20 protein-coding genes, 1 other RNA gene and 9 pseudogenes are annotated in these 26,800 nt (G+C 44.3%); 22 read left to right on the forward strand and 8 right to left on the reverse strand.

Features of this window, described 5'->3' with window-relative positions; translation table 11 throughout:
* Positions 1–97: 97 nt before the first annotated feature.
* Positions 98–255 (forward strand): annotated as a pseudogene (locus MMY81_RS20515) (GAD domain-containing protein); the annotation flags it as partial.
* A gap of 57 nt (positions 256–312) precedes the next feature.
* Positions 313–918 (forward strand): amino acid--tRNA ligase-related protein, encoded by a 606-nt coding sequence (locus tag MMY81_RS20520; protein WP_374562479.1) that lies wholly within the window; start codon positions 313–315, stop codon positions 916–918.
* A gap of 59 nt (positions 919–977) precedes the next feature.
* Here the strand turns inward: MMY81_RS20520 and MMY81_RS20525 are convergent, their stop codons facing one another.
* Positions 978–1,295, reverse strand: a complete 318-nt coding sequence (locus MMY81_RS20525; protein WP_252314319.1) for a hypothetical protein — start codon at positions 1,293–1,295, stop codon at positions 978–980.
* A gap of 151 nt (positions 1,296–1,446) precedes the next feature.
* On the opposite strand from MMY81_RS20525, the gene ssrS reads away from it, so the two are divergent.
* The 4 genes from ssrS (at position 1,447) to MMY81_RS20545 (ending at position 3,871) form a co-directional block, all read left to right on the forward strand.
* Positions 1,447–1,628, forward strand: a non-coding RNA gene (gene ssrS, locus MMY81_RS20530) — 6S RNA.
* 82 nt (positions 1,629–1,710) lie between these two features.
* A complete protein-coding gene (locus MMY81_RS20535; protein WP_252314320.1) occupies positions 1,711–2,079 on the forward strand; it encodes a hypothetical protein in 369 nt (122 codons plus the stop codon).
* A gap of 17 nt (positions 2,080–2,096) precedes the next feature.
* Positions 2,097–3,722 (forward strand): histidine kinase dimerization/phospho-acceptor domain-containing protein, encoded by a 1,626-nt coding sequence (locus MMY81_RS20540; RefSeq protein ID WP_252314321.1) that lies wholly within the window; start codon positions 2,097–2,099, stop codon positions 3,720–3,722.
* A complete protein-coding gene (locus MMY81_RS20545; RefSeq protein ID WP_252314322.1) occupies positions 3,695–3,871 on the forward strand; it encodes an ATP-binding protein in 177 nt (58 codons plus the stop codon). Before MMY81_RS20540 ends, MMY81_RS20545 begins: the two co-directional genes overlap by 28 nt.
* Positions 3,872–3,945: 74 nt before the next feature.
* Here the strand turns inward: MMY81_RS20545 and MMY81_RS20550 are convergent.
* Positions 3,946–5,216: pseudogene (locus MMY81_RS20550) on the reverse strand (replication-associated recombination protein A).
* Between the two features lie 186 nt (positions 5,217–5,402).
* Between MMY81_RS20550 and MMY81_RS20555 the strand changes: the two are divergent.
* The 7 genes and pseudogenes from MMY81_RS20555 (at position 5,403) to recD2 (ending at position 11,769) form a co-directional block, all read left to right on the forward strand.
* A complete protein-coding gene (locus MMY81_RS20555; protein ID WP_252314323.1) occupies positions 5,403–6,104 on the forward strand; it encodes a YczE/YyaS/YitT family protein in 702 nt (233 codons plus the stop codon).
* Positions 6,037–6,455: pseudogene (cymR, locus tag MMY81_RS20560) on the forward strand (cysteine metabolism transcriptional regulator CymR). Before MMY81_RS20555 ends, cymR begins: the two are co-directional and overlap by 68 nt.
* 65 nt (positions 6,456–6,520) lie before the next feature.
* A pseudogene (locus tag MMY81_RS20565) lies at positions 6,521–7,613 on the forward strand (cysteine desulfurase family protein).
* Between the two features lie 19 nt (positions 7,614–7,632).
* Positions 7,633–8,751 carry a tRNA 2-thiouridine(34) synthase MnmA gene (gene mnmA / locus MMY81_RS20570; RefSeq protein ID WP_252314324.1) on the forward strand — a complete coding sequence of 373 codons (1,119 nt, stop codon included), beginning with the start codon at positions 7,633–7,635 and terminating at the stop codon, positions 8,749–8,751.
* 56 nt (positions 8,752–8,807) lie between these two features.
* Positions 8,808–9,467, forward strand: coding sequence for a tetratricopeptide repeat protein (locus tag MMY81_RS20575; RefSeq protein ID WP_252314325.1), 660 nt, complete (start codon positions 8,808–8,810; stop codon positions 9,465–9,467).
* Between the two features lie 14 nt (positions 9,468–9,481).
* Positions 9,482–10,552: a helix-hairpin-helix domain-containing protein gene (locus tag MMY81_RS20580; RefSeq protein ID WP_252314326.1), complete on the forward strand. Its 1,071-nt coding sequence runs from the start codon at positions 9,482–9,484 to the stop codon at positions 10,550–10,552.
* A complete protein-coding gene (gene recD2 / locus MMY81_RS20585) occupies positions 10,534–11,769 on the forward strand; it encodes an SF1B family DNA helicase RecD2 (protein ID WP_483882496.1) in 1,236 nt (411 codons plus the stop codon). Before MMY81_RS20580 ends, recD2 begins: the two co-directional genes overlap by 19 nt.
* An 83-nt stretch (positions 11,770–11,852) precedes the next feature.
* Here recD2 and MMY81_RS20590 read toward each other — a convergent pair.
* The 3 genes and pseudogenes from MMY81_RS20590 to MMY81_RS20600 form a co-directional block, all read right to left on the reverse strand.
* Positions 11,853–12,763 (reverse strand): annotated as a pseudogene (locus MMY81_RS20590) (proline dehydrogenase family protein).
* A 75-nt stretch (positions 12,764–12,838) separates the two neighbouring features.
* The gene (gene pruA, locus MMY81_RS20595; protein WP_252314328.1) at positions 12,839–14,389 is read right to left on the reverse strand and encodes an L-glutamate gamma-semialdehyde dehydrogenase; all 1,551 of its coding nucleotides are present in this window, start codon (positions 14,387–14,389) and stop codon (positions 12,839–12,841) included.
* A gap of 174 nt (positions 14,390–14,563) precedes the next feature.
* Positions 14,564–15,952 carry a sigma-54 interaction domain-containing protein gene (locus MMY81_RS20600; protein WP_252314329.1) on the reverse strand — a complete coding sequence of 463 codons (1,389 nt, stop codon included), beginning with the start codon at positions 15,950–15,952 and terminating at the stop codon, positions 14,564–14,566.
* A gap of 415 nt (positions 15,953–16,367) precedes the next feature.
* On the opposite strand from MMY81_RS20600, the pseudogene alaS reads away from it, so the two are divergent.
* The 7 genes and pseudogenes from alaS (at position 16,368) to MMY81_RS20635 (ending at position 23,018) form a co-directional block, all read left to right on the forward strand.
* A pseudogene (gene alaS / locus MMY81_RS20605) lies at positions 16,368–19,006 on the forward strand (alanine--tRNA ligase).
* Positions 19,007–19,147: 141 nt separating this feature from the next.
* Entirely contained in the window at positions 19,148–19,420 is a 273-nt protein-coding gene (locus MMY81_RS20610; protein ID WP_120193588.1) for an IreB family regulatory phosphoprotein, read from the forward strand.
* Positions 19,413–19,842, forward strand: a pseudogene (gene ruvX, locus MMY81_RS20615) (Holliday junction resolvase RuvX). Before MMY81_RS20610 ends, ruvX begins: the two are co-directional and overlap by 8 nt.
* A gap of 15 nt (positions 19,843–19,857) precedes the next feature.
* Entirely contained in the window at positions 19,858–20,142 is a 285-nt protein-coding gene (locus tag MMY81_RS20620) for a DUF1292 domain-containing protein (protein ID WP_252314330.1), read from the forward strand.
* Positions 20,143–20,317: 175 nt separating this feature from the next.
* Positions 20,318–21,379 carry an endolytic transglycosylase MltG gene (gene mltG / locus MMY81_RS20625; protein ID WP_308215422.1) on the forward strand — a complete coding sequence of 354 codons (1,062 nt, stop codon included), beginning with the start codon at positions 20,318–20,320 and terminating at the stop codon, positions 21,377–21,379.
* Between the two features lie 189 nt (positions 21,380–21,568).
* Positions 21,569–22,045 carry a transcription elongation factor GreA gene (gene greA, locus MMY81_RS20630; protein WP_252314331.1) on the forward strand — a complete coding sequence of 159 codons (477 nt, stop codon included), beginning with the start codon at positions 21,569–21,571 and terminating at the stop codon, positions 22,043–22,045.
* A 211-nt stretch (positions 22,046–22,256) separates the two neighbouring features.
* Positions 22,257–23,018, forward strand: coding sequence for a YrrS family protein (locus MMY81_RS20635; RefSeq protein WP_252314332.1), 762 nt, complete (start codon positions 22,257–22,259; stop codon positions 23,016–23,018).
* An 82-nt stretch (positions 23,019–23,100) separates the two neighbouring features.
* Here MMY81_RS20635 and MMY81_RS20640 read toward each other — a convergent pair.
* Positions 23,101–23,244 (reverse strand): annotated as a pseudogene (locus tag MMY81_RS20640) (DUF2536 family protein); the annotation flags it as partial.
* 181 nt (positions 23,245–23,425) lie between these two features.
* Between MMY81_RS20640 and mtnN the strand changes: the two are divergent.
* The gene (gene mtnN / locus MMY81_RS20645) at positions 23,426–24,169 is read left to right on the forward strand and encodes a 5'-methylthioadenosine/S-adenosylhomocysteine nucleosidase (protein WP_252314334.1); all 744 of its coding nucleotides are present in this window, start codon (positions 23,426–23,428) and stop codon (positions 24,167–24,169) included.
* Here mtnN and MMY81_RS20650 read toward each other — a convergent pair.
* The gene (locus tag MMY81_RS20650; RefSeq protein ID WP_252314335.1) at positions 24,090–24,743 is read right to left on the reverse strand and encodes an NUDIX hydrolase; all 654 of its coding nucleotides are present in this window, start codon (positions 24,741–24,743) and stop codon (positions 24,090–24,092) included. The two genes, mtnN and MMY81_RS20650, sit on opposite strands and share 80 nt — an antisense overlap.
* A gap of 105 nt (positions 24,744–24,848) precedes the next feature.
* Between MMY81_RS20650 and MMY81_RS20655 the strand changes: the two genes are divergently transcribed.
* Positions 24,849–25,046 carry a hypothetical protein gene (locus MMY81_RS20655; protein ID WP_252314336.1) on the forward strand — a complete coding sequence of 66 codons (198 nt, stop codon included), beginning with the start codon at positions 24,849–24,851 and terminating at the stop codon, positions 25,044–25,046.
* Between the two features lie 39 nt (positions 25,047–25,085).
* On the opposite strand, the pseudogene MMY81_RS20660 reads toward MMY81_RS20655, so the two are convergent.
* A pseudogene (locus MMY81_RS20660) lies at positions 25,086–26,785 on the reverse strand (S9 family peptidase).
* Positions 26,786–26,800 lie beyond the last annotated feature (15 nt).

The following is a 26,800-nucleotide window of genomic DNA, read 5'->3' on the forward strand; positions in this document are numbered from 1 at the left end:
CCCATATTGTAGGCAACAGCGATTTTAAAGTGTTCGCCCAGGCGGTTAAAAACGGCGGCATTGTCAAAGGCCTGAATGTAAAAGGGCTGCTCCGAAAATGTCCCGTAAGGAAATCGACGAGCTGGCCGATTTTGCAGCGATTTACGGTGCAAAGGGTCTGGCATGGCTTCGTGTAGAAGAAGATATGCTCGCGGTCCAATTGCGAAATTCTTTACAGAAGAAGAAACGGAGCAAATTAAATCGGCAATGGATGCAGAACCGGGAGATCTGCTTTTCTTCGGCGCCGATAAAAAAGAAGTTGTTTACGCCACGATGGGTGCGCTTCGTCTGAAATTCGGAAAAGATTTCGATATGATCGATGAGTCTAAATACAACTTCCTTTGGGTAACGGAATTTCCGCTTGTAGAATACGATGACAACGCAAAGCGTTATACGGCGATGCACCATCCGTTTACCAGTCCTCTTAAAGAAGATGCCCATAAGCTTGAATCCGCTCCGGAAGACGTAAGGGCGGAAGCATACGATATCGTCCTGAACGGTTATGAAATCGGCGGGGGTTCCCAGCGTATTTACAACAAAGATATGCAGCAGAGTATGTTTAAAGCACTCGGTTTCAGTGAAGAAGAAGCCCAGGAACAGTTTGGTTTCCTGCTTGATGCATTTGAGTACGGTACGCCTCCGCACGGAGGAATTGCTCTGGGACTGGATCGTTTCGTTATGATTCTTGCAGGCCGCGATAACCTGCGCGATACGATTGCCTTCCCAAAAACAGCCAGTGCAAGCGATCCGTTAACAGGTGCACCGGGAGCTGTGAGCGAACAGCAGTTAAAGGAACTGCATCTTAAGCTTGCCATTGCGAAAAAAGAAGAAAAACAAAATAATTTTATCTCGACTAAAAAAGGTTGCGATTATCATTAATTGATAATCGCAACCTTTTATTTATAATGAAGCATTTTCTGGAAACATCTCTAAGGCGGTTAAAGGTGATCAAGTGTATGAAACGCACTGATAAATTCTTCCGGTGATGAATGGATATGAAAAGTACGGATGCCAAACACCGTATGAATATATAAAAAACCAATCTGTTCTTCAGACCAACGATAGGAAAGATCAAAGATGTCCTCCAGGTAATATACATGATGCTCACTTTCAATTCTGTCTTCATACAAATGGAGAGAAGACACATGTTTTACCCGTTTTTTTTCAAGCCATTCGATTTTCTGTTCAATGAATACGGTATCCTGCTCTGCCAGCGGCTGCTGTGTATCGTTTTCCTGAACGGAGGAATAGGTCAATATGTTCTGCTCCCTTCTTTGTCAAAAGTCTTTTATAAAGAGTAACATAAAGAGCCCCGGAAGTTTAGTCATAACAAATTCTCTTTCTAATATACTGGTTAAGTATCTTGACCATTTGAAATCATCGTGCTATGATAATAACACAATTTGAAGAGTCCTGAGGTGTACGTAGAACACTGTTCGTTTTGAGCCAACACTTATACATCGGGAGCCTGACGTTTTCATCGAAAGTGCATGCCTCTGCGAAGTGGAAGCACGGACGATGAAGCAGGGCACCCACCTGCGAGAGCAGGCTTCAAAACAAAGTTAGTTTAACGGCACTACGGGACTCTTCCTTATTAACTACTACAAATGCTTACTCCGAAGGCTGTTACTTCGGAGTTTTTTATATGGATTGTTTATTACTTAATAGATAGTGGGGAAAACATATGCGGACACTGCGGTCAAAATTATTAGTTTTTTTGTAGCCATTACGAGTATCCCACTGCTGGTAATAGGCTTTGTTTCGTATGAAACTCAAAAGTCGGATTTATCAGATCGAATTGAACAAACGTTAATTTCCTTTTCCGCCAATTTGTCTGTCTCCGTGGAAGGAATGATACAAGAGCGCCTATCTGATCTGGAGCAGTTGGCGACAAACCCTGTTATACGAAATCCACAGGCAACGGAAGCAGAACTGCAGGCTGAATTTACCCGCTTTGTCGAATCACAGGACATGTACCATGGCATAGTATTCACGAACAATGAAGGGATGATTGCCATTCTACAGAAGACAATGCGGTAGGCAGGGATGTAAATGATTTGGATTGGTATGAAGAAGCCAAAAATGGAGAACTCTATCTTTCCGATTTATTTATGTCCAAAGTACTTGAACGACCTATATTGGCGATGTCAGCGGGAGTAAGGGACGATGAAGACAATGATATTGGCGTAATATCTCCAGCCTATGATCTGGTCTCGCTGGAAACATTCATCTGGGACAGAATGAACCGGTTTACCGATGAACAGGAGCAGCTGGGAATGAACGGAGAGGCGTTTATTTTAAATGAAGAAGGCTATTATATTGCCCATCCAGACAGCAGTTACATTCTAAATCGTAATTTTGTCCGGGATGCGGAGCTGAACATGGATGAATTTGAAGAGCTGGGGAATTCTCCTTCTTTAACTACAAACAGAGGAGCAGAAACAGTCAGTACCATCGTGCCGATTGAGCAAATGGAAGGCTTTGATAACCAATGGTATGTTGGAATTTCCGTACCTGAAAGTGCTCTGTATGCTCCATTAAGAAGGCTGCTATTTACATATGTTATATTATTCAGTGCTGTGCTGCTAATTACGATTTTAGCGGCTGTTGCTCTATCGAGGTATATTGTAAAACCGTTGGAATCTCTTGTAACGGCAACACGTGATTTTGCCGTTGGAAAATCAGTACTTCCGCTGCCGCGGGCTGCTTATTCAGAGGTGGACGAGCTGACGCAGACGTTTAACGTGATGACGGCAAGGCTGGAAGAAAGAGAAAAAAGCCATAAAAAATCGACACTGATTCTGGAAACCACCGATAATGGTGTGATTTCCATCAATAAAAGCACCCGTGCAGTTACGACCTTTAACCATGCGGCCGTATCCCTGTTTCAATTAAATAAAAACAAGGTGCTGGCTTCTTCTCTGGAAGAATTAAAAAAACAAAGCGGGCTTTTCGAGGTCTTTATTGATCAAATAAATATGGACATCGAAGAAGAACAAACAAAGGAAATAGAGTTCGCCTTTGATGGAAAAACGTATTACTTTATTACGAGCGTAACGCTTCTGCCCCGACTTGAAAATGCTGAACAAGTAGAAGATATTTTAGTGGTTTTTAATAACGTCACGGATAACAGAGTGCTTGAAAAAGAGCTTTTCCGCAGTGAAAAGCTTCAGGCAGTAGGGAAACTTGCATCAGGATTTGCCCATGAAATCCGCAACCCGCTTACAACGATAAAAGGATTTATTCAGCTGTTTAAGGAATCATCTGAACAGCGGAATGAAGATATTCAGCATTACCAGATTATATTAAGTGAAATCGACCGGGTGAACGGGATTGTCCGGGATCTGCTGGGGATCGCAAGTCCCGAGTATGATGAAAAGACCGTGCAGATCAATATGAATACTATTCTGCAGGATATTTTGTATCTTCATAAAGACCAGGCGCGGGAGAAAAATATAGAGATCCACACTTCCTACCAGGAAATTCCTGATATGAAAGCTAATGAAAAGAAATTAAAACAGCTGTATTTAAATTTGCTGCAAAATGCAATAGAAGCAGTAAAAGAGAATGGCAGAGTCAGTATGAAGACTTACGAATTTTTCAATGAAACAATCAACGTTGTGTCGGTGTGGAAATTGAAGATACGGGAGAGGGAATGGATCCCCGAACGCTGTCAAAACTAGGAACGCCATTTTTCACTACAAAAGATGAAGGAACAGGCCTTGGGCTGATGATCTGCTACCAGATTGTCAGTGAAATGAATGGAAAAATCCAGGTATTTTCCGCTGAGGACAGGGGAACGTTGTTTCAGCTCTCGTTTCCAATAGAATAAGGCAATACAAAAGCCGGAAGGGCCATTTCTTCCGGCTTTTTCAGTCTAATTAATAGGGTTATTTATTGGAAACGTCAGCGTTTTGTCATTTTTTTATGACCTTCAGCTAAAGCATTTTCAAATTTATTATGGTTTTTAGCTTCATAGTACACTTCATTTTTCACCGCATCAGGGAGATACTGCTGAGCCAGCCAGCCCCCGGGTTCATTATGCGGGTATTTATATTCCACCCTCTGTTTAAACTGGCGGCTCCTTTATAGTGAGAGTCCTTTAAATGCTTCGGTATGTCGGGTGTTCCGTGTTTTAAAAGCGACTCCCGGGCTTTATCGACCGCTTTATAAGCACTGTTGGATTTAGGAGAGAGGCAGAGCTCTACGACAACATTTGCCAGAGGAATACGTGCTTCCGGAAAACCCAGTCTTTCTGCGGCTTCTACCGCAGCTACAGCTCGGACACCGGCCTGAGGGTTAGCCAGTCCGATGTCTTCATAAGCTGTGACGATAAGTCTTCTGCTGATACTAATGAGATCTCCGGCTTCGATAAGCCTCGCTAGATAATGAAGAGCGGCATCCGGATCGCTTCCGCGAATGGATTTCTGAAAGGCAGACAGCACGTCATAATGGGCGTCTCCATCTTTGTCATGCTGGAAGCGGTTATGCTGTATACACTCTTCTGCTGTTTCTTTTGTTATCGTCACAGTCTGATCGGAAGCAGGGCTGGAAAGCACCGCAATTTCAAGGGCATTTAAAGCGGCCCGGGCATCTCCGCCGCAGGCATAGGCAAGATGTTCCGCTGCCTCATCAGACAATTCAGCAGAAAAGGAACCGAGCCCTCTTTCTTCATCGTTCATTGCAGCAAATAAAAGCTCTTTAATGTCGTTGTGGTCCAGGCGGTGCAGTTCAAAAATCTGGCATCTGCTGCGGATAGCCGGGTTAATAGAATGATATGGATTGGCTGTGGTCGCTCCGATCATCGTGATCAGCCCCTTTTCCAGGTGAGGAAGAAGAAAATCCTGTTTGGTTTTGTCGAGACGATGGACTTCATCCATAATAACGATCAAATGATTGGATATTTTTGCTTCGGCGACGGCTATTTCCATATCTTTTTTATTATTAACAACGGCATTCAGCATCTTAAATGGTGTGTCCGTGCTGCCTGCAATTGCAGATGCAATAGACGTTTTTCCAGTACCGGGAGGCCCGTATAGTATTAGAGAAGTCAGCCTTTTAGCGGTTATCATACGTTTTAGCAGTTTACCTTCTTCGAGCAGGTGCTGCTGTCCTGCAATTTCTTCTATCGTTCTCGGCCTCATTCGATAAGCCAGCGGCTGCTGTTTGTTTTTCATGAAATCCTCCATCTTGCAGCAAGTCCTGAAAGGAGCCTTGCGCTGCATCATATATACAGCCTTTATTATAGAGAGGCGGAAGACAGAAGTAAATAAACGGACATAGAGCACTCTTATGCAAATAAGGGTCCTTTCATGCTATAATAGCGTAGACTTCAGTGTGAATCGGTTGAAAGAAGGTCTTTGATGGTAAAACTGTATACAAAACGCGAACATCTTTTCATGCGGTGGCTTATTTTTATGATCGGATTGGTCATTGTATCATTTGGTATTGCGCTGATGATACGTGCGGATCTGGGAAGTGCCCCATGGGATGTTCTTCATATTGGACTCCGGGATCAATTTGGCCTGACGGTGGGAACGTGGAGTATCATCATCGGAATTGTAGTGATTGGTGTAACCTCCATTCTCCAGAAAGAAAAACCGCAGGCAGGCGGAATTGTGAATATGTTTTTAATTGGCGTATTTATTGATATATTTCTACTTCTTATCGGAACACCATCCCTCCTTGTGGCTCAGATAGCGATGCTTTTGGCCGGAATTATCATTATCGGCTATGGAATAGGCCTGTACATTGCACCGGAAGTCGGTGCAGGACCCAGGGACAGCCTGATGATTGCGCTTCATGAACGAACAGGGTGGAAAATTTCGAGAGTGAGAATTATGATGGAAACAGTAGTGCTGGCCGCAGGCTGGGCTTTAGGCGGGCCTGTTTTTGTCGGTACCATTCTTTTTTGCCTCGGCATCGGGCAGGTAGTAGGTTTTGCTATGCCTCAAACGTCGAAGCTTGTGCATTATTTGATTGAAAGAGGTGGCAGACATGAAAATATCAACAAAAGGTCGCTACGGCCTTACTATAATGATGGCGTTGGCAAAAAAACACGGTGAAGGACCAACATCATTAAAATCCATAGCGCGCGAACATGAGCTTTCCGAACATTATTTAGAACAGCTTATTGCCCCGCTTAGAAATGCGATGCTCGTGAAGAGTGTGCGCGGAGCCTACGGCGGCTATATGCTTACAAAGGAGCCTGCTGACATTACAGCGGGCGACATTATCCGAGTACTGGAAGGTCCGATAAGTCCTGTGGAAGTCCTCGAGGATGAAGAACCGGTAAAGCGGGCCTGTGGATAAAAATAAGAGACGCCGTAAAAGATGTTCTTGATAACACAACCCTTGAGTATTTAGCGAATTATAAAGAAGAAGGCGACATGCAGGATTATATGTTCTACATTTAAACTATGCGAGGAGGGGGCGTAAAGTGGCCTCACCCATTTATTTGGATCATGCGGCGACGACGCCCATGCTTCCGGAAGTAATTGAGACAATCACGAAAAGTATGTATGATTCCTACGGGAATGCGTCAAGCATTCACCGGGTGGGAAGAGAAGCAAGAAAGCAGCTGGATGATGCGAGAAGCAGACTGGCAGAAACCATCCAGGCTGACGCTGCGAATATCATTTTTACGAGCGGAGGAACCGAAGCAAACAACCTGGCGCTTACTGGATATGCCAGGGCAAACAAAGAAAAGGGAAAGCATATTATTACGAGCGCTGTTGAACACCATGCGGTGCTGCATCCCCTTGAAAAACTTCAAGAGGAAGGGTTTGATGTTACGTTTCTCCCTGTTGATCAAACTGGTTCCGTATCTGTTGAACAATTGGAAGCGGCTTTTCGGGAAGACACTATTTTAGTGAGCATTATGCACAGCAATAATGAAACGGGAGTATTACAGCCTGTTAAAGAGATAGCAGCGGCAGTAAAAGAAACGCAGGCAGCGATGCATACCGATGCAGTACAGTCATTTGGGCTGTCGAGCCTGGATGTTGAAACGCTGGGCGTAGATATGCTTTCTGTTTCGGCTCATAAAATTAATGGGCCTAAAGGGACGGGGTTTCTATATGTCCGGCGCGGGATCCAGCTGGAGCCGATCCATTCAGGCGGGGAGCAGGAACGAAAAAAACGGGCTGGAACGGAAAACGTGCCGGCCGCTGCAGGATTTGCCAAAGCTGCGGAAAAGAAAGCCTCGTTTCGTGACCAAACAGCTGCAGACCTGTTATTATTAAAAAAACACTTTGTAAGCCGTCTTGAAGAAGAAGCGGTTTCTTTTGCCGTTAATGGAGACATAGAAGCGTCCCAGCCGCATATATTGAATATTTATCTTCCGGGAGTGCAGATGGAATCCTTTTTAGTGCAGCTTGATATGGAGGGCATTTACGCTTCCAGCGGTTCGGCATGCACAGCAGGCTCCATGCAGCCATCCCATGTAATAGAAGCGATGTATCCAGGAGAAGAAAGCCTATTCCTCGATACGATTCAGCTTTGGAACGGGCAACACAATGGAAGATATTGATAAAACAGCCGCAGTCATAGGGAAAATAACAAAGCGCTTATAAAAGCGGAAGGGAGAAAAAAATGGCAGTAAATCAAAAAGACCGGGCAGACACAAGAGTAGTCGTGGGCATGTCCGGAGGCGTCGATTCTTCGGTTACCGCCGCCCTTCTAAAAGATGAGGGCTATGAAGTAATCGGCATTTTCATGAAAAACTGGGATGATACCGACGATAGTGGATTCTGCACCGCTACAGAGGATTTTGATGATGTGGTAAAGGTCTGCAATCAGCTGGATATCCCATATTATGCAGTCAATTTTGAAAAAAAATACTGGGACCTTGTCTTTACGTATTTCTTAGATGAATACCGTGCGGGCAGAACACCGAATCCTGATGTAATGTGCAATAAAGAAATTAAGTTCCAGGCGTTTTTGCAGCATGCGCTGTCGCTTGGTGCTGATTACCTGGCTACCGGACACTACGCGCAGGTAGAAACAGATAAAAACGGGAACGTTACGATGAAGCGCGGCGTGGACAACAATAAAGACCAGACGTATTTTTTAAATCAGCTGAGTCAGTCACAGATTGAGCAGGTAATGTTTCCGCTTGGAGGCATGAGCAAGCAGAAAGTCCGTGAAATAGCTGAAGAAAAAGGGTTGGCTACCGCTAAAAAGAAAGACAGTACGGGGATCTGCTTTATCGGAGAAAGAAATTTCAAGGATTTTCTTCAGTCCTTTCTCCCGGCGCAGCCGGGTTCCATGGTTACAGTAGATGGAGAAGTGAAAGGATCCCACGAGGGTCTCATGTATTATACGCTTGGCCAGCGCCAGGGACTTGGCATCGGAGGGGCCGGCGAACCATGGTTTGTTATTCGTAAAGATCTTGAAAGCAATAACCTCATTGTCGGCCAGGGCTATCATCACGACGGTCTTTACAGCGACGAGCTGGAAGCATCCGGTCTGAACTGGATTAATAAGTCATACACGGAGCCATTTGACTGTACGGCAAAATTCAGATACCGGCAGCCGGATCAGGCAGTAACTGTTTATCCATCGGCAGAAGGCGGCGCACGGGTAGTGTTCCATGAACCGCAGCGTGCCGTTACACCAGGTCAGTCTGTTGTGTTTTATGACGGTGATATCTGTCTGGGCGGAGCGACAATCGAATATGCAGTAAAAAAAGAGGAGAGCGTTGAGGTATAAAACGTTGTCCTCTTTTCCCTCTATTAGATGAATGTATACAAAAGGAGATTTTTTAAATGGATACCAATCAACAGGCACTTCAGGAATTACAGGAAGGCAACATGGAAGAGGCAGCCAGGTTACTAAATCAGGCGATTGAAGAAGAGCCTGACAACCCGGTCGCATATATTAATTTTGGAAATCTGCTTGCCGAACTGGGAGAGTCGGAAAAAGCGCTTCGTTTTTTTGAAAAAGGCATAGAGCTCGACAGCAGTGCAGCCGCAGCTTATTATGGTGCGGGCAATGTTTTATTCAATGAAGATAAATTTGCAGAAGCACTGACTATGTATCAACAGGCCCATAAAGCCGGGCTCGACGACAGCAGTCTTCATTACATGCTGGGGATGGCTTATTTTCAATCCGGTCGCGTACCTCATGCAATGGCTTCATTTAAGCGGGCGGTGGAACTCGACAGCGAAGATACAGAAGCCCGGTTTTACTATGCGATGAGCATGGCGCAGAATGGTATGGTAGAAGAAGCAGTCACAGAATTCCATATGGTGACAGAGCAGGATTCGGAGCATGCGGATGCCTATTTTAATTTAGGCGTAGGCTATCTTCATACAAAAGGGGCTGCACAGGCGCTTCCATATTTTGAACAGGCCATTGAGATAGAGCCGGATCACATGCTTGCCCACAATGGAAAAAAAGAGGCGTCCAAGTTATTAAATGAGTAACGGAGGAATATGCGATGAGTGACTATTATCCGGAAGCCTATGCCTCCTCTTATATTACGGGCTCCGTTCTTCATATTATTTTCCGGAATGAGGAAAATGGATATACTGTTTTAGTCATTAAAGTGAAAAAGTCCGAGCCGAAGCTTGATGAAAAGAAAATGAGCATTGTCGGCTATTTTCCTGAAATTGACAGTGAAGAAATGTATCGTTTCGAAGGAGCCTATAAAGAGCATCCCCGATTTGGCAAACAGTATGTCGTACAGTCCTATGAGAAGCTGGTGCCTACCGAAAAAGAAGCGTTGATTGGTTATTTATCGAGTGATCGTTTTCCAGGAATCGGGGAGAAGACAGCAGATAAATTGGTTCAGGCGTATGGAGAAAATGTTATTTCTCATGTGCTCGACGATCCGGACCGGTTAAAAGAAATTGTCGGCTGGAACGAAGAGAAGCGAAACAAAGTCTACCAGGCCATGCTGGAAAATCAGGGAATGGAAAGAGCGATTACCCGCCTCACCCGGCTTGGGTTTGGTATGGAGCTTGCTGTAAAAATTTATAATTCGTACAAAGAACAGACCCTTCATATTATTGAATCCTCCCCGTACCAGCTCGTCTGGGATATACAGGGCATTGGCTTCGTGAAGGCAGACCGGCTCGGTAAAAGCCTCGGGATTAAATATGATGACTTAGAACGGGTAAAAGCAGGCATTTTATACTTACTGTATGAAAAAACTATGCAGGAAGGTCATGTCTACGTGCCGGCGCTGGATCTGCTTGAGGAAGCGGGAGAGCTTCTTAAAGAGAGACAGCCGATGGAAGCAGATCTTCTGGCAGAAGGCCTGCGTGTGCTGGAGCAGGAAGAGAAAGTCAGCAGGGAAGATCAGTTTGTTTATGTTTCTTCTCTATACTATGCAGAAAAAGGATTTGCCGCTAAAATCCGGAAAATGGCGGACTCCGCGGAGCTTGAAGAAACATTTCCCGAGTCGGAATTTCTGGAGGCACTCGGAGAGACAGAGGAAAATACCAGATTGAATATGCGGAACAGCAGAAGGAAGCTATCAAACAGGCGATTCATTCTAAAATTATGATACTGACAGGCGGACCGGGTACTGGAAAAACGACGGTCATCCGTGCCATTGTAGAAGTATTTGCTTCGCTGCACGGCTTTCCGCTTGATCCAAAAGAATATAAAAAAGATGAAGCTTATCCTATTGTCCTGGCTGCACCTACAGGACGTGCAGCCAAACGGATGAAAGAGTCCACAGGCCTTGCTGCTTCTACTATTCATAAGCTTCTCGGTTTTAACGGCGAAGAAGGGATGGATATCGAAGCAAGGGAGGAGGATTTGTACCTGCCCGGCAAGCTGCTGATCATTGATGAAGTATCGATGGTCGATATGTGGCTTGCCAACCAGCTGTTTCGAGCTGTACCGGATGATATGCAGGTGATTCTTGTAGGAGATGAAGACCAGCTGCCATCGGTAGGACCGGGCCAGGTGTTAACGGATCTCATTGAATCGGACAAGCTGCCGGTGGTGTCATTGTCTGTTGTATATAGGCAGGCAGAGGGTTCTTCCATTATTGATCTGGCTCATGCGATTAAAGCCGGCGGTCTCCCCGAAGACATCAAGGGGAAATATCCGGATAGGCGTTTTTTTCCGTGTTCAAAATCACAGACGGCCGAGTTGATTGTAAAAGTATGTGACGGGGCTGTAAAAAAAGGATACGACCCAATGGATATACAGGTACTTGCCCCTATGTACCGGGGGCCTGCCGGCGTACATGAGTTAAATAAACAGCTGCAGCAGTTGTTTAATCCACTGTCGCAAAAGAAAAAAACGGTCAGCTTTGGAGAAGTGACATATCAGAAAGACGATATCGTACTGCAGCTTGTGAATAACCCGGAGCAGGGGGTATTTAACGGAGACCGCGGAAGAATTGAAGCTATTTTTGAAGCAAAAGAAACAGCAGATAAACAAATGCAGGTGATTATTACATTTGATAATAAAGAAGTCACCTATTCGCGTCAGGACTTGAATCAAATTATGCTGGCCTACTGTTCATCTATTCATAAGTCGCAGGGAAGCGAATTTCCGATCGTAGTCGTACCTATGCTGATGGCTTACAGGAGAATGCTGAGACGCAACCTGGTCTATACGGCAATTACGCGGGCAAAGGATTACTTAATACTCTGCGGAGAGTATGAGGCGCTCGAGCTTGCCGTGCAGACAGAGCATAAAGATACGCGCTACACGCGCCTGAAAGAAAAATTGGAAGAACCTAATCAAGAAACAATAAATAAATAAACGAATAACCTCGTACTCCTTTTAAAAAGAGTGCGAGGTTATTTAAAATGGAAGGTAAAAACGATTCATTTGACAGCCTGCTTTTATTTAGAGAACATTCCTCTTAATGCAAAAGAAACATTTTGAGGTCTTTCGGCGAGACGGCGCATGAAGTAGCCGTACCAGTCATTACCAAAAGGCACGTAAGTTCTGAACCTGTACCCCTCCTCGGAAAGAGATTCCTGCATATCCGTGCGGAATCCATACAGCATTTGAAACTCATACTGATCCGTTGGAATATCAGCTTCGGAGGCGAACTGTTTAACCATTTCAATAATATTGTGGTCATGGGTAGCAATTGCGGTATAGCTGCCATTTAGTAAATGCTGCTTGATAATATTAATAAAATTAGCATCAATTTGTTTTTTATCCTGCCAGGCAACGGCTTCGTTTTCTTTATAGGCGCCTTTTACTAAACGAAGCGGAACTCCTTTTAAATCGTCAATATCTGCGGAAGCACGGTATAAATACGCCTGAATCACGGTTCCGACATTATCATATTCTTCCCGCAGCTCTTTAACAATATCCAGCGTCAGCTGGTAATGAGCATAATCCTCCATATCAATACATACAGAAAGCTGCAGGGACTTTGCTTTTTCCACTATTTCTTTCATGAAGTGAAGGCAGAGTCCGCGATCGATATCGAGGCCAAGCTGGGTCAGCTTCAACGATAGATTACAATTCAGCTCGTAACGATGAATAGCTTCCAATGTCTTCAGACAGTGCTCCGCTGCTTCTTTAGCTTCCTGTTCTATGGAAACAAATTCCCCAGATGGTCAACGGTGGCCATTAACCCTTTTTCGTTTAACTGTTGAACAGTTTCCATAGCGCTCTCAATTGATTCCCCGGCCACTACTTTGGCTGCACCCAGGTTAAAGCCCCAGCGTTTGGCGCTTTTATTTAACGTTTTATTTTTTGATAAAAATAAAAAGAAGTTTCTCGATGTTTTCTGCATAGCCTTCTCCTTTCATTTGGAAAAACAGCCGCTTACTTAAGCGGCTGAAGGGTCAGAAAAGAAAATGAAAAACGATTAATATGCATCAGAAACGGTTTTGGGCTGAAGAAAATGGAGCAGGTAATCAGGCCCGCCGGCTTTTGAATCAGTGCCTGACATGTTAAAGCCTCCAAAAGGCTGGTATCCAACGATAGCGCCGGTGCATCCACGGTTAAAGTATAAATTTCCAACATGAAACTCTTCACGTGCTTTTTCCAGACGGGCCCGGTTGTTGGAGATAACAGCTCCGGTCAGTCCGTAATCCGTATTATTAGCTGTATCAAGTGCTTCCTCAAAAGAGGATGCTTTGGAGCAGGCGACGACAGGTCCGAAAATTTCCTCCTGCATGAGACGGGCATCCGGTGCAACATCGGCAAATACGGTTGGCTGAATAAAATATCCTTGAGAAGAATCACCTGTCCCCCCGGCGATTAATCTGCCTTCTCCCCGGCCAATACGGATATAATCCATGATTTTATCGTGTGCGGCCTGATCATTTACCGGGCCCATGAAGTTCTCGAGCTGCTGTGGATTGCCTACGGTTAATTTTTCCGTTTTTTCAGCAAGCATGTTTACTACTTGATCATAAACATCTTCATGGATAACCGCTCTCGAGCATGCAGAACATTTTTGTCCGGAAAAGCCAAAGGCAGAATAAATAATAGAGTCTACGGCTAATTCAAGATCCGCTTCATTATCAACGATGATGGTATCCTTTCCGCCCATTTCAATACTGCTGCGCTTGAGCCATTTCTGTCCGGGCTGAACCTTGGCCGTTTTTTCATAAATACTGATACCGACTTCTTTGGATCCGGTGAAATTAACAAATCTGGTTTTAGGGTGTTCGACAAGATAATCACCAATTTCCGAACCGCTGCCCGGTATATAATTGACGACGCCTGCCGGCATCCCGGCTTCTTCGAGTGCTTCCATAAACTTATAGGCAATAACCGGAGTAGTGCTTGCCGGCTTAAGAAGAACAGTGTTTCCGCATACCATGGGGCCGACCGTAGTACCTGCCATAATAGCAAAAGCAAAATTCCATGGAGAGATAACAACTCCGACCCCAAGCGGGATATAATTAAATGTATTTTGTTCGATGTATTCTCGGCTGTGAATGGGCACCCCATCTTTTAGGCGGAGCATGTCGCGTGCATAGTATTCAAGGAAATCAATCGCTTCCGCTGTGTCAGCATCTGCTTCTTTCCATGGTTTTCCGGCCTCATAAACTAAATAAGAAGAGAATTCATGCTTTCTCCGGCGGATAATGGCGGCAGCGCGGAACAGCACATCTGCTCTTGCTTCCGGCTTCCATTTTTTCCAGTCTTCAAAAGCAAGCAGGGCGCTCTGCATCGCTTTTTCCGCGTGCTCCTGTGTAGCTTTAGATACATAGCCTACGACCTCTTTACGGTTGGATGGGTTCTCCGAAATGATTTTATCTTCCGTAGTAATCCGTTCCCCGCCTACGATAAGAGGGTAATTTTTGCCCAGCTCTTTCGATACTAGTTTAATTGCTTCCTTGAATGCTTTTTGCTCGGTCTCATTTGAAAAATCTGTGAATGGTTCATGCTTATACGTCCATACCATGTTATTTTCCTCCTTCAGTTGAATAAAAATGGTCTCACCTATGTACAAATGCAAATAGTGTGCCAACTTTGATTTCCCTGGAAAACAGGGAAAATCAACTGAAAAAGAACAGTAAAGCAAAAAAACGAGCGTTTTATATGCAAAAATATTTGCGATATCAAAAAAGTCAGACAGTTAAAGATGTTTTGAAATACGCAGTTTTTCCATGCGGTATTGGAGACTCTGTCGGCTTAAGCCAAGCTTGCGGGCAGTCTGCTGTACATTATAATGATGATGTTGAAGAGCTTCTTTAATCCAGCTTTTTTCTATAGACTCAAGCTGTTCCTTCATAGAAATAGTCTCATCTCTTGCTGCCGAGGCGGTTACAGGTATTTCCCCGCTAATAGATGCTCTATGCTGAAAAGCAGCAGGAATGTGAGCTGCCTGAATCGTTTTCTCCCCAGTTAGAAAATTCATGGCTCCTTCAACAACGTGTTCCAGCTCCCGGACGTTTCCCGGCCAGTTATACTTAATAAATTTATCCATTACTGCTTCTGCCACATTTTCGACATTCATTTGAAACAGGAGATTATATTTATTAATAAAATGCTGGATAAGCGGCTCAATATCTTCTGGGCGTTCCCGAAGCGGTGGAATAATAATCGGGACAACGCTGAGCCTGTAGTATAAATCCTTTCTCATTACGCCGGAAGCAACTGCTTCTATCGGGTCCTCATTAATCGTGGCGATTACTCTTACATCGACCGTGCGTTCCGTTGAGCCTCCAATACGCGTAACTTTTTTCTCCTGCAGCACGCGTAGAAGTTTGGGCTGAAGGCTGATAGGCAGAGAGTTGATTTCATCTAAAAGAAGTGTACCTTGATCCGCCTCTTCAAATAGTCCGGGGCGTTCCAGTGCTCCGGTGAATGCCCCTTTAGCGGTGCCGAATAATAGACTTTCAATAAGTGAATCAGGCAGGGCAGCACAGTTTTGGGCAACAAAGGGGCCGGTTCTTGCGCTTTCCGTGTGGATGCTCTGGGCAAATAATTCTTTGCCGGTGCCGGTTTCGCCGGCTATAAGAATGCTTGACGACGTTCTGGAGGACCGCTTCGCATTGTCCACGACTTCTGTCATTTTAGCCGAACGTCCGATTAACTGGCTGAAATCAAAAGCAGCCGAGCGCTGTCCGCGGTTTTTGTTATCTCTGCGGAGTTTCTCCAATTGAGTAATATCTTTCGCAATTTCTGCCGCTGCGATAATGTCTCCTTGATACAGAATAGGAAACGTATGATTGATAGTCGTTACTTCACGGCCTTTATTGTTATAGTAGGTCTGTTTTTCATTTTTGACGCTTTCCTTTTGGTGCAGTGCTTTCCAAAGACGGCTGTCTATATCATTTTTGAATGAAAAAACATCCCGTATCTTTTTTTCAGAAAAGTCCTCTGTTGTCATAGATTCGATACTTTTCATTTTTTGGTTATATGCTACGATCTGTTCGTCGGCATCGATAATTCGAATGCCTACATCAAGATGATCGAGAACGGAAGAATACATATACTGAAGGGAAGGATGAATAGGATTCATAGGTACACTCCTTTTCAGAGATTGTCCACATTATCTTAGCATGAAAGACATAGATGTAAAGGCACATAGAAAGGAAGAAGGCAGGAAAGATATTTGACAGAAAGGAAAATATTCGTTATAAAAGAAAAGAGAATAAAGATAACACGTTGAAGGAAAAAGTACGTTTTCCACCCAGTACAGAGACTGTTTAGAACGCTGAGATAAACAGAGGGCGCCGGAATACGGAAAGCTGGTCCAGAGTGCACGGTAATGCGTGCCGCTTCGCTGCGTTACAGGCGTTCAAGTTGACGAAGAATGATTTTCTTCGTAAACAGGGTGGTACCGCGAGCAATCTCGTCCCTGCGTCCAGGGGCGGGATTTTTTTGTCTGCGTAATTTTATAAACAGCTTATCTAAATCCAAGGGGGAACCAACAAATGCAACAGCATACATCAGCACAGGTAAGGCAGATGTTTTTAGATTTTTTCAAAGAAAAAGGACACGATATTGAGCCGAGTGCTTCGCTTGTTCCGAGTGAAGACCCAACGCTTTTATGGATCAACAGCGGCGTAGCTACGCTGAAGAAATATTTTGACGGCCGTATCGTGCCGGACAATCCAAGAATTACAAATGCCCAGAAATCAATTCGGACAACGATATTGAAAATGTAGGTAAAACCGCACGCCATCATACTTTTTTTGAGATGCTCGGAAACTTTTCAATAGGCGATTATTTTAAAAAAGAAGCAATTGAATATGCATGGGAGTTTCTTACCTCCGAAAAATGGATCGGTTTTGAACAGGACCGACTGGCGGTTACCGTGCATCCGGAAGATTTTGAAGCATACGATCTATGGAAGGATGTAGTCGGCCTGCCGGAAGAAAGAATTATCCGTCTGGAAGAAAACTTCTGGGATATTGGAGAAGGCCCAAGCGGACCAAATACGGAGATCTTCTACGACCGCGGCCCGGAATACGGCAGCAATGAAAAGGATCCGGAGCTTTATCCAGGCGGGGAAAATGACAGGTATCTGGAAATATGGAACCTTGTTTTTTCCCAGTTTAATCATAATGCGGATGACACATACACGCCGCTTCCTAAAAAGAATATAGATACAGGCATGGGACTTGAGCGGATTGTTTCCGTTATTCAGGATGCACGGACAAACTTTGATACAGATTTATTTCTGCCGATCATGAAGGAAATTGAAAGGTTTGCCGATGTTCCCTACGGTCGGAAAGAAGAGTCGGATGTATCCTATAAGGTCATTGCCGACCACATTCGTACCGTCGGTTTTGCTATCGGAGACGGCGCTCTGCCATCCAATGAAGGCCGCGGCTATGTATTGAGGCGTCTGCTTAGAAGAGCAGTCCGCTACGCAAAGCTGATCGGCATCCACGAGCCGTTTATGTTCCAGCTCGTGCCGGTCGTTGGAAGCATTATGAAAGAGTATTACCCGGAAGTGCAGGAAAAAGAAGCGTTTGTTCAAAAAGTGATTAAAAATGAAGAAGAGCGGTTCCACGAAACGCTCAGTGAAGGCCTGCACATTCTATCTGACATTATGAAAAAAGCAGAAACAAACGATACGACAATTATACCGGGTGAAGAAGTCTTCCGCCTTTATGACACGTACGGTTTCCCCGTAGACCTCACAGAAGAATATTTGACGGAAGCAGGCTTCACAATGAACCGTGACAGTTTTCAGACTGCCATGCAGGAACAGCGCAGCCGTGCACGTGCAGCAAGAAAATCGACTGGATCTATGCAGACGCAGGATTCCCTTTTATCAGATCTTAAAGAAAAAAGTGAATTCATTGGCTACAATCAGCTGGCTGCCCGTACGACGGTAAGCGCGCTGATTCATGATAAACAGTCTGTGGATGAAGTATCAGAAGGAGAAACAGCTCATATTCTACTCGATCATACGCCTTTCTATGCAGAGAGCGGCGGACAGGTGGCCGACACTGGAGTCATTACGACAGAGAGTGCCAAAGCGGAAGTGACAGATGTGCAGAGAGCACCAAACGGACAGCACCTGCATGCGATTTCCATTAAAGAAGGCACGCTGAAAAAAGGAGACCTCGTTCAGGCTCAGGTGGATTCGTATACAAGAAAAGATATTGTGAAAAATCATACGGCGACACACTTAATGCATCAGGCATTGAAAGATGTTCTCGGAGAGCATGTGAACCAGGCCGGGTCGCTGGTGACTGGAAACAGGCTGCGCTTTGACTTCTCCCACTTCGGCCAGGTAAAAGCGGAAGAGCTGAAAGAAATCGAACGAAAAGTAAACGAAAAAATCTGGGCGGATATTCCTGTCGTAATCGAAAGTAAAAAGATCGATGAAGCAAAAGCAATGGGAGCCCGTGCACTGTTTGGAGAAAAGTACGGCGAAGATGTCCGCGTCGTCCAGATTTCCGACTACAGCATTGAATTATGCGGCGGCTGCCATGTGAATAATACGGCTGAGATTGGTATTTTTAAGATTGTGTCCGAAGCAGGTACAGGAGCTGGTGTTAGAAGAATTGAAGCACTGACAGGTCAGTATGCTTACGGTCATATGAACAGCCAGATTGAAACGCTTGAACAAGCAGCCGACATGTTGAAAGCTAAATCTATTGAGGATGTGCCGAGCAGAATTGATGCACTGCACCATTCAATAAAAGAGCTGCAGCGGGAAAATGACTCCATGTCTTCCAAGCTTGGCAATGCAGAAGCGTCTACTCTGCTGAATAAAGCAAAGCAGGTAAATGGAATTCCGGTTATTGCAGAAGCGGCAGAGGCGAAAGACATGGATGCTATGAGAAATACAGTGGATGAACTAAAACAACAACTGGGATCCGGTATTGTGGTGCTTGGCGCAGTTAATAATGGCAAAGTACAAATCGTAGCTGGAGTGACAGAGGATTTAATCAAAAAAGGATATAAAGCCGGCGACCTGGTTAAGCAGACGGCAGCTATCTGCGGAGGCGGAGGCGGCGGACGTCCTGATATGGCACAGGCCGGCGGCCGTAATCCGGAAAAGCTGCAGGAAGCATTGGATTCTGTTCCAGGTATGGTGGAATCTATTTCCTAAACGCTTTGAAATGTTGTACAATGGTACTCGAAGAGACAGGTAAACTATTTCTTTAAATGCATAATCATAGCACGTCTGCCTGCATTTCAGCAGGATAGTCTTTTCCCTGGTAAAGACAGGCAGATCGAAGGAGGCAGCATGGTGGATCCGAAAGATAAAACCGTAAAATTTAACGTGCAGGATGAATTATCCACCGATTTGCAAGCGGAAGAAGTCCTTTTAAAAGTATATGATGCGTTGAAAGATAAAGGCTACAATCCGATTAATCAAATAGTAGGCTATCTACTCTCCGGCGATCCTGCCTATATTCCCCGCCATAATGAGGCACGGGCACTAATCAGGCGGCTGGAAAGAGATGAACTGCTTGAAGAATTGGTGCGGTCATACGTACAAAAAGGCGGCGGAAATGGATAGAGTACTTGGACTTGATGTTGGTTTAAAAAGAATTGGCGTTGCGCTTTCTGATTTAATGGGCTGGACCGCACAGGGACACGACACCATTCATTTAAAAAGCAGTGCCACAGAAGAATCGTTTCCAGCGATTAAAAAAATGGTAGAAGAAAATGAAGTAGCTACTGTGGTAGTAGGGCTCCCTAAAAACATGAATGGTTCCATCGGTCCCAGAGGAGAGCAATGCCAGGAGTTCGCAGCATCACTTGAAACGTATATAGGTATTCCTGTCGTTCTTTATGATGAAAGGCTGACGACCCAGGCCGCTCAAAACACTAATTCAGGCTGATGTGAGCCGAAAAAAGAGAAAACAGGTAGTTGATAAAATGGCTGCTGTGTTAATATTACAGGGATACCTTGACAGGAATCAAAATTCTTTACAATAAATGGAGGCGTTATTTTTGTCTGAAGAAGAAACAGAGCGCATTGTAATACCCGACGAAGAAGGAAATGAACACTTATTTGATGTTCTTTTCACCTTTCCAATTGAAGAGCTGGGCCATTCGTATATTGTGGTTACTGCTTCCGGAAACCAGGAAAGTGAAGATGAAGAGATTGAGATTCTTGCTTTCCGTTACCAGGAAGGTGACGATGAGGACGATATCGCACTAGAAGAAATAGAAACAGATGAAGAGTGGGACATGGTAGAAGAAATGATTAATACGCTTGCGGATATGGAAGAATAGCAGCAGGCGGGTTTGCAGTACAGAAAAGCGCTGCCCCTGTTTTTACAGGGCATGAGCGCTTTTCTTTGTACTTTTCAATCATTGCTGAGTGCTTAGTATGAAGAAAGGGGAGTCTCGTGGAAGAAACTAACCGCCCCAACAAAAAAAGATTGTTTTTTAAGGAAAAAAGTCCATTATTTTTTTATCTATTCTTCTGATTCTTGTCCTGGCAGCATCAGCCGGAGGCTGGTATATCATGCAGTCTATGAGTCCAGTAGAGAGCAGTGAGCCGGAAGAAGTGGATATGGAAATAGAACAGGGCTATTCTGCCGCAGATACGGCGGCTATGCTAGAAGAAAATAACTTAATACATAACGACACAGTCTTTCGGTATTACTTAAGAGCTACATCAGACTCCACTATTCAGGCCGGTCATTATATGTTCTCTCAGGATATGACAATGAGAGAGATCGCCAATCAGCTTGGAGAGGGTCCAAATGCAGAGCCGGGTATTGTATTTACTGTTCCGGAGGGCGTATGGCTGGAAGATATTGCAGCGGTCATTTCTGAGAATACGTCATATTCAGAAGAAGAAGTAATAGACGAATTAGGCAGTCCGGAATTTATAACGGAAGCAATAGAACAGCATAGTATCGTGACAGAGGAAGTTAACGGAGAAGAGCTACTGTATCCGCTGGAAGGATATTTGTTTCCATCTACGTATGAATTTTTTGATGAAGATACAGAGCTTCAGGTTATTTTACATGAAATGATTGAACGCACGGAAGAAAGTATGGTAGAATACGCTTCACAAATAGAGGAGAGTGACTATACCGTTCATCAGCTCTTAACGATCGCTTCTATTGTAGAAAGAGAGGCACAGTATGATGTTGACCGGCCTCTGATTGCTGGAGTAATTGAGAATAGGCTGGCAGCAGATATGCGCCTGGAAGTAGATCCTACTGTCGCCTATGCTATACGGGAACACCGTTATATGACCTCATATGATGATCTGGACACGGAGTCCCCTTATAATACGTACCGGAACGCCGGTCTTCCGCCTGGTCCCATTGCAAGTCCGGGGCTGGCATCCATACAGGCAGTACTGGAACCGGAAAGCACCGATTATATTTTCTTCTATGCCCGTCCTGATGGAGAAGTGATTTATAATGAATCCTTCGAAGCTCATCAGGAAACCCAGGAGCAGTACCGCAGCGAGTGGGAAGATGGAAGACAGCAGGAAGAAGAGACAGATTAAAAACCTTCTATATAGGGAAAGTATAATAGTAGGAGAAATCTATTTCCATATTTCATCAATTCTAATTGAATTATGGTAAAAAATGAGTATGATGAAAACAATGGAAATAGAGAGATCGCTTACAATATAGGAATACACGCACAAACAACTTTAGAGCTTTTAAGCTGAGAAAGAGGAGTGACCATCGCAATGGCAGAAGAAAAGCAAAATTATATGACTGAAGAAGGTAAAAATAAATTAGAGGAAGAACTGAATTTCCTTAAAACCGATCGCCGCACAGAAATTGTGGAACGTATAAAGGTAGCGAGAAGTTTCGGAGATTTATCTGAAAACTCCGAGTACGATGCTGCTAAGGATGAACAGGCCTTCGTTGAAGGACGTATCGGACAGATTGAAAACATGTTAAAAACAGCTATCATGATTGAAGAAGACAAAAGCAACAATTTCGAAGTGGCTCTTGGTAAATCCGTTACGTTTAAAGAGCTGCCGGACGGCGAAAAAGAAATGTATACCATTGTCGGCAGTGCGGAATCCGATCCATTGGAAGGTAAAATATCAAATGATTCACCGATGGCTCAAAGCCTGCTTGGCAGAAGAGTCGGAGAAGCTGTTATGGTTAACACGCCCGGCGGTGAAATAGAAGTGGAAATTATTGAAGTGAGCTAAATCATACAAACCAATTACTGCCGCTGAAAAGCGGCAGTTTTTTATTAAGCTCAATAAGATATATTTCCCGGTTTTCGGCTGATTACATATTTTACAATTATGTGTGAAAAGTATAAAAATGATAATTTTTTTAGATAACATTGTATAATAGGAAAAAGTAGTGTAGTTTTTTTGTTAGGATACATAAGAAAGTGGCAGGTGAATAATAAAAATGGATAGAAATAATCGTGGGTTTGGGGAAGAAAAAAGGTACGGCATGCGCCGTAAAAAAAGAATGAATCGTCTTTTAAACGGAGCGATAGCTATAGTAGCGGTTCTGATTCTTTTCTTTGCCATCACCCTTCTTTTCACAGGAGATGATCAGGCTTCTGAGGAAGAAGAAAATCAGGAACAGACAACAGAACAGACAGAGACAGATGAAGCAGAAACAGAAGAAGAAATGACAGCCCCGGAAGAAGAGCCGGAAACGTCTGAATCCGAAGAGGCCCCTGAAACTGCAGAAGAATCGGAGCCTGCAGCGGAAGAAGAAACCAGTACAACGGAGGAAGAAACGAATACTACCGAAGAAGAAACCAATACGCAGGATGATCAGGTTACAGATGAAGCGGCCAGTACAGAAGAAGATGGGGCAGCAGAGCAGGAGGAGCCGTCTCAAGAACCGTCTTCAGATGCTGCTGAGCAGGGAGAATGGGAGCCGGTTGGAACAGAACAGAGCGGATCATTTACCCCAAGCTTTGATAGTAACAGCCAAAATTGGGCTGAGATGGTTACTGCCCTCAGCGCAGCGACAGGACTCTCTGAGGATGAAATGACCATATACAGATTGGAAAATGGAGGAAGCCCTACGACAGCAGTAGGAACCGTTGCTACTAGTGAAAATCGCAGCACTCCATATCGTGTAGAAATGGAATTTGTCGAAGGCGAAGGCTGGCAGCCGACAAACGTAGAAGTGTTAAGCAGCAATCCGTATTAAAATGAAAATATACCTGCAGAAATCCCCTCATCAATGATGAGGGGGATTTTTAATATAAAAATTTCTGAGGACAGTAGGCTTATTATAGAGAACCGGCTGCCTTAAAATGCACGGAGGCTGTAAAAACCGGTCTTCCGTGTTCAGGATGATAGTACACGTGATGCTGGACCTGATAAACTTCAAGCATAATCGCTTCATTGATTTCAATTTTCTGCTGAATAGCATTTTCTAATTTTTTTTATATGATCTGCTTCGAAAACTCTACTTTATCTTTTAATGGACCTACGCTGATATTCAATAGAATGAATCCTCTCTTTGGCTTATTGTAGAAAACAAAAGCAGTCTAATAGTATAATGGGTAAGTTGCACGGAAAAGAGCTGAAAGCAAATAAAAGGAGCTGGGTAAAATGAAAATAGGAATTATAGGTGCTATGAAAGAAGAGGTAGAGATTCTTCAACACGAACTGTCTTCTTTACATAAAAGCGAAAAAGGCGGATGTATTTTTTTTGAAGGCACGATGAACGATCAGGAAATCGTGCTGCTTGAATCAGGTATTGGTAAAGTAAATGCAGCAATAGGTACGACATTATTAATTGATAACTATGCACCGGATGTTGTTATCAATACAGGCTCTGCAGGTGGATTTGATCCAGCGCTGAAGGTGGGGGATCTGGTGATTTCCACAGAAGTACGCTATAACGATGTAGACGCCACCGTATTTGGCTATGAGTTTGGCCAGGTGCCTCAAATGCCCGCTTCCTATCCCGCAGATAAGAGATTAATCAACATGGCGGAAAAGGGAGCTGCGGCTGGTGACCTTCAGTCAGCCTCAGGACTTATATTATCAGGAGACTCTTTTATGAGCAGTGAGGTAAGAGTGGATGAGCTGAAGGAAATGTTCCAAAAGCCGCTTTGCTCCGAAATGGAAGCTGGAGCGATTGCACAGGTCTGCCATCGTTTCCAGGTGCCGTTTGTAGTAACACGCTCTTTAAGTGATATTGCAGGCGCAGAAGCCAAAATTTCCTATGATCAGTTTCTTATGACTGCCTCCAAGCATTCAGCAGAGCTGGTTATGCACATGGTAGGACAGCTTGCTGAAAACAATCAACCGTTTGTACCTGAAGAAAATGGCGGAGGAGTCTTGCCGTAAGTCCCCAAATAATGTAGTCATTATACTCATAGAAATATTCAGGTACGGTGGCAGTACGCCAGGAATAATTTTCTCCTCCCGGAATAAGAGAAAAGGGAAAAGAGTCTTCCGGCTGCACTTGTAGATATATATTATGTTTAACCGGAGGGTTTTCGTGAAAGTAAGACAGCGGTACAGTGAAGAGTTCGCCAACCTCCGCTGGATTTGGTGAAAGCACCGCAGCTTTGGAGATATGACCGGCAAACGCGTAAATAATATGATTATACGGAGTGACCAGTTTATCCAATGAACCTGCGAGTGTAATATCACTCCGGGCAACACCTATTTCTTCCATGACTTCACGGATACAGGCTTCTTCCTCGTTTGCGTCCTCGGCATCCACTCTGCCGCCGGGAAAGCATATTTCACCGGGCTGGCTGTTCATATGGGCGGCACGGACTTCAAAAAGAACATGGGGGGCCCCTTCTTTTTCAATAATAGGTATCATTACAGCTGATTTATGAAAGTGATCTTCCCCGAGTATACGGGAAGGTCTATTTTTTATCTGCTCAAACATATGATCTAATTGGTTCAAAAGACATTCTCCTTTCTCTTTTCTATGATACCAAACTACAGACGGAAAGGAGAATGTTTTCATTCAGGCTGTGTGTGGTATAGGAGAGAAAGGAGGCTGTTATAAATGAGTGACCAAGATAAAGAAAAGAATATCAAAAAAGACGTAAATCAGGAAGAACCGCCGACTGCCCTTGAGGATCCGATGCCGCTTGAAGATATTAAGCAGGAAGAACGCGACACAAAAAAGAAGCATAAGTCAAAAGATTCTTCTTCGAGCCAAATAAAAGATAAATTAAAAGATAAGCTAAAAGGAAACAAATAAAAACAAGCCCCGGCTGCAAAATGCAGATGGGGCTTGTTTTTATAGGTAACGGTTGAACCATTCAGCCATATATTCCAGACGATGAATACGAAGTGCAGGCGGGCCGCCGCGGCTAAGTTCGTGGTTGGAGTGGGGGAATCTGAGAAATCCCACCGTTTTCCCAAGTTTCTTTAAACCGATAAATAGCTGTTCTCCCTGTTCGATTGGACAGCGGAAATCCTGTTCTCCATGCATGATAAGAAGAGGAGTGGAAACATGATTAATATACTTAAGCGGGGAGAAATTCCATAGTTCTTCCGGACTTCCGGGCAGGCTTTTCTTTAATTCCCACTCTGTAAAAAAGAAACCAATATCGCTTACGCCTTGAAAACTGAGCCAATTGGAGATAGAACGCTGCGTCACAGCGGCTTTAAAACGATTGGTATGCCCAACTATCCAATTTGTCATAAAACCGCCGTAGCTGCCTCCTGTAACCCCAGACGGCTTTCATCAAGGAAAGAGTAAGTCTGAAGTGCGTAATCGACGGCACTCATTAAATCAGTATAATCTTTCCCGCCATAATCTCCGCGTACGGCATCGACAAAAGACTGACCGTACCCGTGACTGCCGCGGGGATTCATATATAAGACAGCATACCCCTGAGCTGCCAGATACTGCATCTCATGAAAGAATGTATTGGCATACATGGCATGCGGACCTCCGTGTATTTCAAGAACCAGAGGATACTTCTGTCCTTCTTCAAATTGGGCAGGACGCATTAACCAGCCGTGAATTTCCCAGCCGTCTTCCGCTTTAAAAGAGAGAGGCTCAGGAATAGAAATGTCTACATTTTTTAGGAATTCGTTATTTACATCTGTCAGCCGCACATGTGCTTCGGCCTTTTGCTGTATTTCAAAGAAATCACCGGGATTGGATGGATCGCTTATGCCGGCTATAAAAAAATCTTTTGCCGCATGATAGGAAAAACCGAACAGATGATTTTCTTCTTCATGAACAGCCTCGATTTCTCCGAGCATATCCATTTGATAAAGTCCGGTACTGCCTCTTTCGCTTGCCAGAAAGTAAATATGTTTCTGATCCTTTGACCAGACCGGACCTGGATTAGGGTGGGAAGAGCGGACATCGCCGATCGCAGCGTCGCCAATCTGTACATCCCATTTAAGAGTCATACATGTATTTTCTTTTGTATGCGAATTGATAATCCATACTTGATTAATAGTTGCTCCTTCGTATTCCAGCTCGTGGCCGATCGCAGCAATATATTTCCCATCGCCGGACCAGTTAGCCGTGGTGAAAACGCCGGTCGATTCCGTCATCTTTTCCAGTTCTTCCGTTTCCAGGTGAAGCACAAATAAATCAACAACCGACGAGCTGTCTTCATCTTCATTACGGTTTGCACTAAGTACAAGACGTTTACTGTCAGGAGACCAGTTCAGTCCTGAGTGGTCAAAAGGTCCTTTAGTTAAAAGCCTTGTCTTATTGGACTTCAGATCAAGCAGCGCAGCGTGCTGTCGTGTTTCATCATGAAACCCTTTTGCATCTGATTTATATTTCAGGCGGTTCACGAGAAGTGGTTCCATGGATTTCTTTTCTTCCGGCGGCTTATCTTCTGCGAGAACCTCTGTAGAATCAACTGATGCAATGAAAGCAATGGACTGACTGTCCGGGGCCCAGGCGGCTTCCGAAATTCCGCCTTTAACGTTCGTGTACTGACGGGGTTCGCCGCCGGCTGACGACATAAGCCAGATCTGGGT

This window comes from Sinobaca sp. H24, from assembly GCF_023845525.1.

What these genes read in the sequence shown, in the direction of transcription:
- mtnN (WP_252314334.1), top strand. Translation starts at nt 23,426, where the DNA reads ATGAAAATAGGAATTATAGGTGCTATGAAAGAAGAGGTAGAGATTCTT.
- greA (WP_252314331.1), top strand. Translation starts at nt 21,569, where the DNA reads ATGGCAGAAGAAAAGCAAAATTATATGACTGAAGAAGGTAAAAATAAA.
- MMY81_RS20600 (WP_252314329.1), bottom strand. Translation starts at nt 15,952, where the DNA reads ATGAATCCTATTCATCCTTCCCTTCAGTATATGTATTCTTCCGTTCTC.
- mnmA (WP_252314324.1), top strand. Translation starts at nt 7,633, where the DNA reads ATGGCAGTAAATCAAAAAGACCGGGCAGACACAAGAGTAGTCGTGGGC.
- MMY81_RS20655 (WP_252314336.1), top strand. Translation starts at nt 24,849, where the DNA reads ATGAGTGACCAAGATAAAGAAAAGAATATCAAAAAAGACGTAAATCAG.
- MMY81_RS20555 (WP_252314323.1), top strand. Translation starts at nt 5,403, where the DNA reads ATGGTAAAACTGTATACAAAACGCGAACATCTTTTCATGCGGTGGCTT.
- MMY81_RS20635 (WP_252314332.1), top strand. Translation starts at nt 22,257, where the DNA reads ATGGATAGAAATAATCGTGGGTTTGGGGAAGAAAAAAGGTACGGCATG.
- MMY81_RS20575 (WP_252314325.1), top strand. Translation starts at nt 8,808, where the DNA reads ATGGATACCAATCAACAGGCACTTCAGGAATTACAGGAAGGCAACATG.
- pruA (WP_252314328.1), bottom strand. Translation starts at nt 14,389, where the DNA reads ATGGTATGGACGTATAAGCATGAACCATTCACAGATTTTTCAAATGAG.
- MMY81_RS20580 (WP_252314326.1), top strand. Translation starts at nt 9,482, where the DNA reads ATGAGTGACTATTATCCGGAAGCCTATGCCTCCTCTTATATTACGGGC.
- MMY81_RS20545 (WP_252314322.1), top strand. Translation starts at nt 3,695, where the DNA reads ATGGATCCCCGAACGCTGTCAAAACTAGGAACGCCATTTTTCACTACA.
- MMY81_RS20520 (WP_374562479.1), top strand. Translation starts at nt 313, where the DNA reads ATGGGTGCGCTTCGTCTGAAATTCGGAAAAGATTTCGATATGATCGAT.